The sequence below is a fragment of the Sphaerotilus sulfidivorans genome (assembly GCF_013426975.1).
GTDB classification, from domain to species: domain Bacteria; phylum Pseudomonadota; class Gammaproteobacteria; order Burkholderiales; family Burkholderiaceae_C; genus Sphaerotilus; species Sphaerotilus sulfidivorans.
This window is the reverse complement of the sequence record NZ_JACCPY010000067.1, coordinates 1-8,183: the sequence shown is the minus strand read 5'-3', so window position 1 is coordinate 8,183 and position 8,183 is coordinate 1. Positions and strand designations below refer to the sequence as shown.

The 8,183-nt window shown below is 68.4% G+C and carries 5 protein-coding genes and 1 pseudogene; 1 reads left to right on the top strand and 5 read right to left on the bottom strand.

The window, feature by feature from the left end; translation table 11 throughout:
• Positions 1–27 precede the first annotated feature (27 nt).
• Both HZU84_RS20345 and HZU84_RS21050 read right to left on the bottom strand, forming a co-directional pair.
• A complete protein-coding gene (locus HZU84_RS20345; protein ID WP_219341022.1) occupies positions 28–3,693 on the bottom strand; it encodes an nSTAND1 domain-containing NTPase in 3,666 nt (1,221 codons plus the stop codon).
• Positions 3,690–5,312: a toll/interleukin-1 receptor domain-containing protein gene (locus HZU84_RS21050; protein WP_149504065.1), complete on the bottom strand. Its 1,623-nt coding sequence runs from the start codon at positions 5,310–5,312 to the stop codon at positions 3,690–3,692. Before HZU84_RS21050 ends, HZU84_RS20345 begins: the two co-directional genes overlap by 4 nt.
• 208 nt (positions 5,313–5,520) lie before the next feature.
• Between HZU84_RS21050 and HZU84_RS19810 the strand changes: the two genes are divergently transcribed.
• Positions 5,521–6,093, top strand: coding sequence for a YbhB/YbcL family Raf kinase inhibitor-like protein (locus HZU84_RS19810; RefSeq protein WP_149505284.1), 573 nt, complete (start codon positions 5,521–5,523; stop codon positions 6,091–6,093).
• 11 nt (positions 6,094–6,104) lie between these two features.
• Here HZU84_RS19810 and HZU84_RS19805 read toward each other — a convergent pair whose 3' ends face one another.
• The 3 genes and pseudogenes from HZU84_RS19805 to HZU84_RS19795 form a co-directional block, all read right to left on the bottom strand.
• Positions 6,105–6,338, bottom strand: a complete 234-nt coding sequence (locus HZU84_RS19805) for a hypothetical protein (protein WP_149504064.1) — start codon at positions 6,336–6,338, stop codon at positions 6,105–6,107.
• A 180-nt stretch (positions 6,339–6,518) separates the two neighbouring features.
• Positions 6,519–7,661, bottom strand: coding sequence for an SGNH/GDSL hydrolase family protein (locus HZU84_RS19800; protein WP_244954284.1), 1,143 nt, complete (start codon positions 7,659–7,661; stop codon positions 6,519–6,521).
• 178 nt (positions 7,662–7,839) lie between these two features.
• Positions 7,840–8,183, bottom strand: a pseudogene (locus HZU84_RS19795) (succinate--CoA ligase subunit alpha); the annotation flags it as partial.

The window sequence follows — 8,183 nt, the reverse complement described above, 5'->3', positions numbered from 1 at the left end:
CCCGACTGCACTCGACGCTGGCCTACGTCAGCCCGATGCAGTTCGAAGAAAACTGGCTCGCCGGCCAAGCTCGGCAAGCCAGCGCGTAGTCTGGCTATGGGATACGGAATACAGGGGCAAGGTCAGGTTGCCGTCCCAACTGCCGGAGACGATGCGCGAGCCGTCGGGGCTGAACGCGACGCTGGAGACGAAATTCGAATGTCCCTTGAGAGGCTCGCCGATGGGGTTGCCGGAACGGGCATCCCACAGGCGCAGGGTGTTGTCCAGACTGCCGGAGACGATGCGCGAGCCGTCGGGGCTGAACGCGACGCTGAAGACGGGGCCCGAATGTCCCTTGAGGGGCTCGCCGATGGGGTTGCCGGAACGGGCATCCCACAGGCGCAGGGTGTTGTCCAGACTGCCGGAGACGATGCGCGAGCCGTCGGGGCTGAACGCGACGCTGGAGACGAAATTCGAATGTCCCTTGAGGGGCTCGCCGATGGGGTTGCCGGAACGGGCATCCCACAGGCGCAGGGTGCGGTCCCAACTGTCGCCGGAGACGATGCGCGAGCCGTCGGGGCTGAACGCGACGCTGGAGACGGCCATCGAATGGCCCTTGAGGGGGTCGCCGATGGGCTTGCCGGAATGGGCATCCCACAGGCGCAGGGTGTTGTCCAGACTGCCGGAGACGATGCGCGAGCCGTCGGGGCTGAACGCGACGCTGGAGACGGGATTCGAATGTCCCTTGAGGGGCTCGCCGATGGGGTTGCCGGAACGGGCATCCCACAGGCGCAGGGTGTTGTCCGCACTGCCGGAGACGATGCGCGAGCCGTCGGGGCTGAACGCGACGCTGGAGACGGGGCCCGAATGTCCCTTGAGGGGCTCGCTGATGGGGTTGCCGGAACGGGCATCCCACAGGCGCAGGGTGCTGTCCCGACTGCCGGAGACGATGCGCGAGCCGTCGCGGTTGAACGCGACGCTTGAGACGGAATTCGAATGGCCCTTGAGGGGGTCGCCGATGGGGTTGCCGGAACGGGCATCCCACAGGCGCAGGGTGTTGTCCTCACTGCCGGAGACGATGCGCGAGCCGTCGGGGCTGAACGCGACGCTGGAGACGGAACTCGAATGTCCCTTGAGGGGCTCGCCGATGGGGTTGCCGGAACGGGCATCCCACAGGCGCAGGGTGTTGTCCCGACTGCCGGAGACGATGCGCGAGCCGTCGGGGCTGAACGCGACGCTGGAGACGAAAAACGAATGTCCCTTGAGGGGCTCGCCGATGGGGTTGCCGGAACGGGCATCCCACAGGCGCAGGGTGTTGTCCTCACTGCCGGAGACGATGCGCGAGCCGTCGGGGCTGAACGCGACGCTGGAGACGGGGCCCGAATGTCCCTTGAGGGGCTCGCTGATGGGGTTGCCGGAACGGGCATCCCACAGGCGCAGGGTGCTGTCCCGACTGCCGGAGACGATGCGCGAGCCGTCGCGGTTGAACGCGACGCTTGAGACGGAATTCGAATGGCCCTTGAGGGGGTCGCCGATGGGGTTGCCGGAACGGGCATCCCACAGGCGCAGGGTGTTGTCCTCACTGCCGGAGACGATGCGCGAGCCGTCGGGGCTGAACGCGACGCTGGAGACGGAACTCGAATGTCCCTTGAGGGGCTCGCCGATGGGGTTGCCGGAACGGGCATCCCACAGGCGCAGGGTGTTGTCCTCACTGCCGGATACGATGCGCGAGCCGTCGGGGCTGATGGCGACCGCAATAATGGATGAACTCGCCTCGTGCACCCAAACGAATGCACCCGAACGATTGAATTCACGCTGCAACCCTGCGTATCCGGCTGCTTGGATAAACGGTTGCTCTGACTTTTGAGCCAGCCGATGCCCAGCCATCGTCATCAGCAAACTTTGTAATCCCTCGGCCGATCGATTGGTGCCGGCGAAATAGTCATTCGCATCGCTGAGCACCCGCTGCGCCGTCGCATCGCGGGCCGCCGCCAGGGCCTTGCCTTTCTGGGCTTCTGCGTCTGTCTGCGCCGCCAGGGCCTTGCCCTTTTGCGCCTCGGCATCGGTCTGCGCCGCCTTGGCCAGCCGCTCCGCCTTCAACGCCCGCTCGGCCTCCGCCTTGGCCTCGCTGGCACGCCGCTCCGCCAGCCCTGCCTTCTCCTGCGCATTCTCCTCCGCACTCGCCGCCCGCCCTAGCGCCGCTTTCAGCTCGGCTAGTTTGCCCTCCAGCGTCCGATTGGTCCCTTCCAAGGTGGTTTTGGCGCCATCTAGTTGCACGCTGAGTTGCCGGGCGTTCTGCCACTGAAGCCACGTCCCGATCAGACCAACGCACAGCACCGCCATGACCCCCGCAACGATCCGCCACCACAGCGCCCGCTTCTCCCGCTCCTTCCGCGCCGCCTCCCGCTCCCGACTCTTCTGCGCCCGCCCCGCCACCACCGTCGCGATCCGGTCATGCACCAGCTCGACATACGCCCCAAGCTCGGTGTTCTCGGTGCGCAGCAACCGCCGGTCCTTCAGCCGCGCGATGTCCGCGCCGTCCAGCCCGACCCGCGTCAGCGACTGCTCGGGAAACGGCCGCCGCGTCCCGTCCAGCGTGATCAGCTCCGTCTCGATGAAGCGGGCCGCCGCCTCGCGCCGCTTCTCGGGCAAGGCCGCCAGCGCGTCGTCGTAGAACTTCTCCAGCAACTGCCCGCCCAGCCGGTCCAGCGAGGTCGTGTCGAGCTTCTGCGCTCGCTGCTCGATGCGATGCTGGTTCAGTCCGGCGCAGACCAGGCTCAACAGGGCCGGCTCGATCTGCTCTCGTCGCTGCGGGCGCGGCCGGTTCGGATCGACCGACAGGTTCTGCTGATCGAGAAACCGCACGATGCGCTCGGCGTCCGCCGTCTCCACCAGCGCCCCGCCTGTGCGGTCGATCGCCTCCAGCGCCTCGGCCTGCGACATCGGCAGCAGCCGGTAGCGGTTCGGCCCCAGGCGCGGAATCCGGTCGGCGTGGATCTCCAGATCGGGCAGGTAGTCCTCGCGCAGGCTCAGCACGAAGCGCGCGCCCAGCCGCTCGGGGTCCAGGCGGCGGCGCAGCGCCTCATGGGTCTTGCGCCGTTCGGCCACGTCGGCCGGGGTGCGGTTCTGGATCAGGTTGCCCAGTTCGCTGAACAGGCGCTGCTGCCGCTCGGTGTCATGGATCAGCGTGAACACCTCCTCGAACTGGTCGAGGATGAACACCGGTGTCCATTCCTCGTCCTGCGCGTTGAGCCAGCGCGCCTCGGTGTCGTGCAGCAGTTCCCACAGGCGCGTGGCTGCGCCGGCATCGGTGTCGTCCGCCGCCGGGCGGGAGGCGGTGTCGCCCGGCAGCGGCGGGCCGTCGCAGCGCAGGCCGTGGGCGTGCGCTTCTTCTTCCAGCCGCGCCAGCAGGCGGCTCGACAGCTGCCCGGGCGCATAGGCACGGTCCTCCTGATGCGTCAACCGCACCAGCACCGGCAGCCACTGTTCCTCGCGCAGCAGCGGTGACAGCCCTGCCTGCAGCAGCGAGGTCTTGCCCAGTCCCGACTTGCCGAACAGCACCGTGGCCGGCGCCGACAGCACGCAGCGCAGCAGTTGCTGCGCGGCCTCGTCACGGCCGTTGAAGAAGTCCCGGGCGCTTTCCGGAAAGGCGTCGAGCCAGGGCCACGGGTGGTCCTTGTCGATCTGCGGGGCGTTGTCGTCACGGGCGGTCATGGCTGGCCTCCGGCGAGCGACTGGCGGCGGCGCACGAGCTGGTCACGGGTGTCGGGGCTCATCTCGCCACCGGGGGCGTGCAGCAGGTGCCGGTTGTAGAGCGGGCGGGTCCAGTCGGTGAAGATGCGCTCGTAACCGACCTTGAACGGATGCTCGGCATCGATCCCCACCGGCAGCAGGAAGGCGCCGAACTTGCGCCGCGAACGGTCCATGGCCTTGCGCCACTCTTCCCAGTAGACGCCTTCGCTGCGCTGGTCGGCCTGCCGTGATAGCAGCAGCATGAAGTAGTCGCAGGTGGCGATGGCGTCATCGATCTTGTCGGTCCAGTCGTCACCGGCGACCAGGGTCTTGTGGTCCAGCCAGATCTCGCCGAAGCCGATCTGCCGCAACTGCTCGACGATGCGCAGCGCCGCTGTCGCGTTCTCGGTGGCGTAGCTGACGAAGATGCTGGGGGCCGGGCCGTCCTGATGGCGAGTATGGGCAGGATCGGGCGCCGAGCCGGGGGTGGATCCGGCCGGCTGCCAGGATGGCGCGGGGAGGGGTGCCTGACTCATCGCACGGATCTGACGCGCCAGTTCCAGGGCCGTCCACGGCAGCACGACCGATTTCCGGCTGAACTGGTCCAGGAAGCCGTTCAGCTGATCGTCCTGCGAGCTGACGCAGAAGAAGTCATACGGCCGCTCGCTCGAGATGAAACGCGCCTCACCCAGCAGGCGCAGCAATCCTCGTCCCATCCAGTCGGGCAGGCCGCAGCCCAGATAGACGAACACGTTGTTCTTGCCGTTGCGCAGATCGGCCAGCAAGGTCTTGGCGGAGCGTTCTGCGTCGTCGCGGAAGCGCTGCAGGTGTTCCAGAGTGTCTTCCTCGTGCACCGCGAAGTCGCCGACGCTGCCGATTCGCCCGAGCAACTGGTAATAACGCAGCCGGCCTTTGGTGTACGAAGGCACGTCGATCGGCCAGCCCGACTCCAGATCCAGGTTCGGCGAGTAGCCGGCCATGTCCAGCACGCACCCGGGCTGCGCTTCACGCAGCGCGGCGGGCAGCAGGTCATCGGGCGTCAGGCTCAGGATCAGCCGGAAGCAGTCCAGCCGGGCCAGTTCCCGCAACGCACCACTCGGGCGCATCAGGCTGTCCGGTCCGGGGTGGCAGTGCGCCTGCAGCTCCTGGATCGCGTCGTCGATCATCGGGCGCAGCTCGTCGGTGCTGCAGCCCTTGCGTTCCATCAGGATGGAGGCGGCGCGGTGCAGCATCCACATCGGCCCGGGGGCGTCGAGCAGATCGGTCGGCAGGCCGTGGTCCTGCAGCAGCTTTTCAGCGACGAGCCGGTAGAACGACACTTCGCGCAGGCGGCCATCGGGCTGGCGGGCCTCGATCGTCAGCGCCTCGGGGCCGATGACGGCGATCACCCGGCGCGTCGGGGCCTGCAGAGCCTTCTTCAGGATGCCGAGGGCGCTTCGCCTGTCGCTCATGTCGGATCTTTTCTGCCATACGTGTTGACGTCGGGCTCGATCGTAAAGCGAAGAAACGGCCGCGTGCCACGAACTCGGTGTCGTGTCTCGACTGCTGCCTGGCGTAACGTTGGCAATGCTGGGGGCCGCCCCCGCTTGTCGGTGAGGCACGGTGTCTGTCCATCAGGGTGCATGCCATGGCTCCGCCCGGCATCCCACTGCCAGAATGCACGGCAGCCGCGACCGGCACACGGTCGCCCGCATCCGCACCGACGAGGAGGAACCCCTGATGACGATGATGTCCGATCGCCTGCGCCGCCCTGCGGCCGTGTCCGCGCTGTCCGTGTTCGTGCTGGCCCTGGCGGGCTGCGCGGGCTCGATGCCGACGCTGCCTTCGCTCGGCCTTGGCACGTCCGCCGGCGCCTTCACGCTGTCCAGCCCCGACATTCCGGCCGGCAGCGTCATCGCCAGCAGGTTCGTGCTCAACGGTTTCGGCTGCAAGGGCGAGAACGTCTCGCCGGCACTGGTCTGGAAAAATCCGCCGGCTGGCACCCGGTCGTACGCGATCCAGGTCTACGACCCGGATGCGCCGACCGGCAGCGGCTTCTGGCACTGGGGCGTCTACAACATTCCGGCCTCGGTGACCTCGCTGGCGCAGGGCGCGGGCAACTCGGCGGCGACGCTGCCGGCCGGCGCGAACGGCGGCCACAGCGATTTCTTCGACACCGGCGCCACCGGCGGCAACGGCAACTGGGGCGGCCCGTGCCCGCCGGTCGGCGACAAGCCGCACCGCTATGTCTTCACCGTGTTCGCGCTCGGCGTCGACAACCTGCACGCCGCCGCCGGCATCCCGAAGACCGGCTCGGCGGCGCTGCACGGCTTCGTGCTGAACAAGGGCCTGGGCGACAAGCTGCTCGGCAAGGCCTCGTTCACCGCGACCTACGGGCGCTGAGGCGGGTCAGCTCACTTCAGGCCGGGTTTGGTCGTTGCCGTGGTGGCGGTGTTCCGTGTCCCGGATCCGTTGTTCTCGACCTTGGCCGCTCCCGCCGATGGACCTGAGGTCGTGCCGGTGGGCGATGTCGACGCCGGTTCGGTCACCGCAAGGGTGGTCGGGGCCGGGCGGGCCGGTTCGGCCTGCGCGAGCAGCGGTGCGCAGGCCGACAGGACCAGCACGGAGACGAAGGGGTGGTGACGCATGAAGAGGGCTCCCTGAAGATGACTGGGCATCGGGCAGGGCTGCCGTGGCGGAACCTGTCCCGATCCGGAAATTCTCTCCAGGGCATCCGGGCGGCGGGAGACCACCCGTCGGATGCCGTCAGCCGGCGTGTCAAAGTGACATGACTTTTGTGGCCTGCTGGCGTCGGGCGTGCAGCCGTCTCAGAGCCAGCCCTTGGCCACCAGCGCCTTGCGGATCATGTCGGCCATCAGCTGGTGGCCGTAGGGCGTGGGGTGGAAGCCGTCGGAAAAGGCATGGCGCGTGTACCAGTCGCTGCCGGTGACGCCGGCAGGCGGGCTTGCGGCCAGCGCGGCGTCGGTGCAGGTCGCGAAGGTGTAGGTCGGCAGGCCGTCGCTGCCGGTGCCGGTGACCGGGCAGGCGGGCGTGCTGGCATTGCTCAGGCCGTAGGTGGCTGGCGAGGCGACCTGCGCGTCGAGCGTGGCCTGGAAGTCGACCACCGCGACCCGGCTGTCGCCGGCCAGGCGCGCGAGCAGTCGGCTGTTGTAGGCGCTGACCCAGCTGTCGAACAGCGCCGCGCTCTGCGCGCTGGCGGTGGCGCCGGCGCTGGCGGTGATCGAGGCCAGCACCATCTGGAAGCGCGGCGTGCGGGTGATCGCCGGCATGTTCAGCACCGCCACCCGCTGCAGGCCGCGGTCGAGCGCCTGGGTGGTGATCAGCGTGGCCATCCGGTCGGCCAGTGCGCTCATGTAGGTCGCGCCGGCGCCGGCCAGGCCGGTCGTGCCGCCGGCGGCCGCTGCCGAGACCTGGGCAGAGGACAGCAGGCTGCCCAGCAGCGCGGTGTAGGCGGCGCCGCCGTCGGTCGGGGCCTTGAGATAGGCGGAGACCAGCGCCGCGGCATCGTTGCCGCCACCATCGATCAGCAGCAGGTCGCCGGGATGGAAGGAGCCAGCCGCGTTCGCGGCGGTGAACTGCACCGCCAGACCGCGCGGGTCCTGCGCACTCAGCGCGCTGCTGGCCGGATTGATCACTCCGCCGCCGACGGCGAAGTTGGTGCAGTTGAGCGTGCTGTCGGTGGCGAAGGTGGTGCCGGTGAAGCGGAAGAAGCTGCAGCCGCCGCCCAGGCCGTAGGACTGCGCGATCAGCTCCGGATAGATCGGGTTGCCCTGGATGGTGAACTTCAGCCCGAAGGTGCCGACATCGGCCAGGCTGTCGCCCATGACCTTCAGCGCGCCGACCTTCGGGCTGCTGCTGCCGTCATCGCCGCCGCCGCAGGCGGCCAGCATCAGGGCCGCGGCCAGTGCCACGGCTGCCCGGCCGAATCGGGAAAGGGAAGTCTGGATCATCGGATGTCTCCTGCTCTGCCGGGCGCAAAAAAGAACGCCCGTGCTATTTAGTGACATGCACTCTACGTGTCACCGCGACCTGATGCTTCCAGACAAACCCTCGGCGTGAGCCCATGAAAAAGGCCGCCCCTCGGGGCGGCCTTTTGGCTTGCGTGTCACGCGAAGCGTGGCGTGCTGATCACAGCAGCGACTTCAGGATGCGGCCCATCTCCGACGGATTGCGGGTGACCTTGAAGCCGCACTCTTCCATGATGGCGAGCTTGGCGTCGGCGGTGTCGGCGCCGCCCGAGATCAGCGCACCGGCGTGGCCCATGCGCTTGCCCGGAGGCGCGGTGACACCGGCGATGAAGCCGACGACCGGCTTCTTCATGTTGTCCTTGACCCAGCGGGCGGCCTCGGCCTCGTCCGGGCCGCCGATCTCGCCGATCATGATCACGGCGTCCGTGTCCGGATCGTCGTTGAAGGCGCGCATCACGTCGATGTGCTTCAGGCCGTTGATCGGGTCACCTCCGATGCCGACGG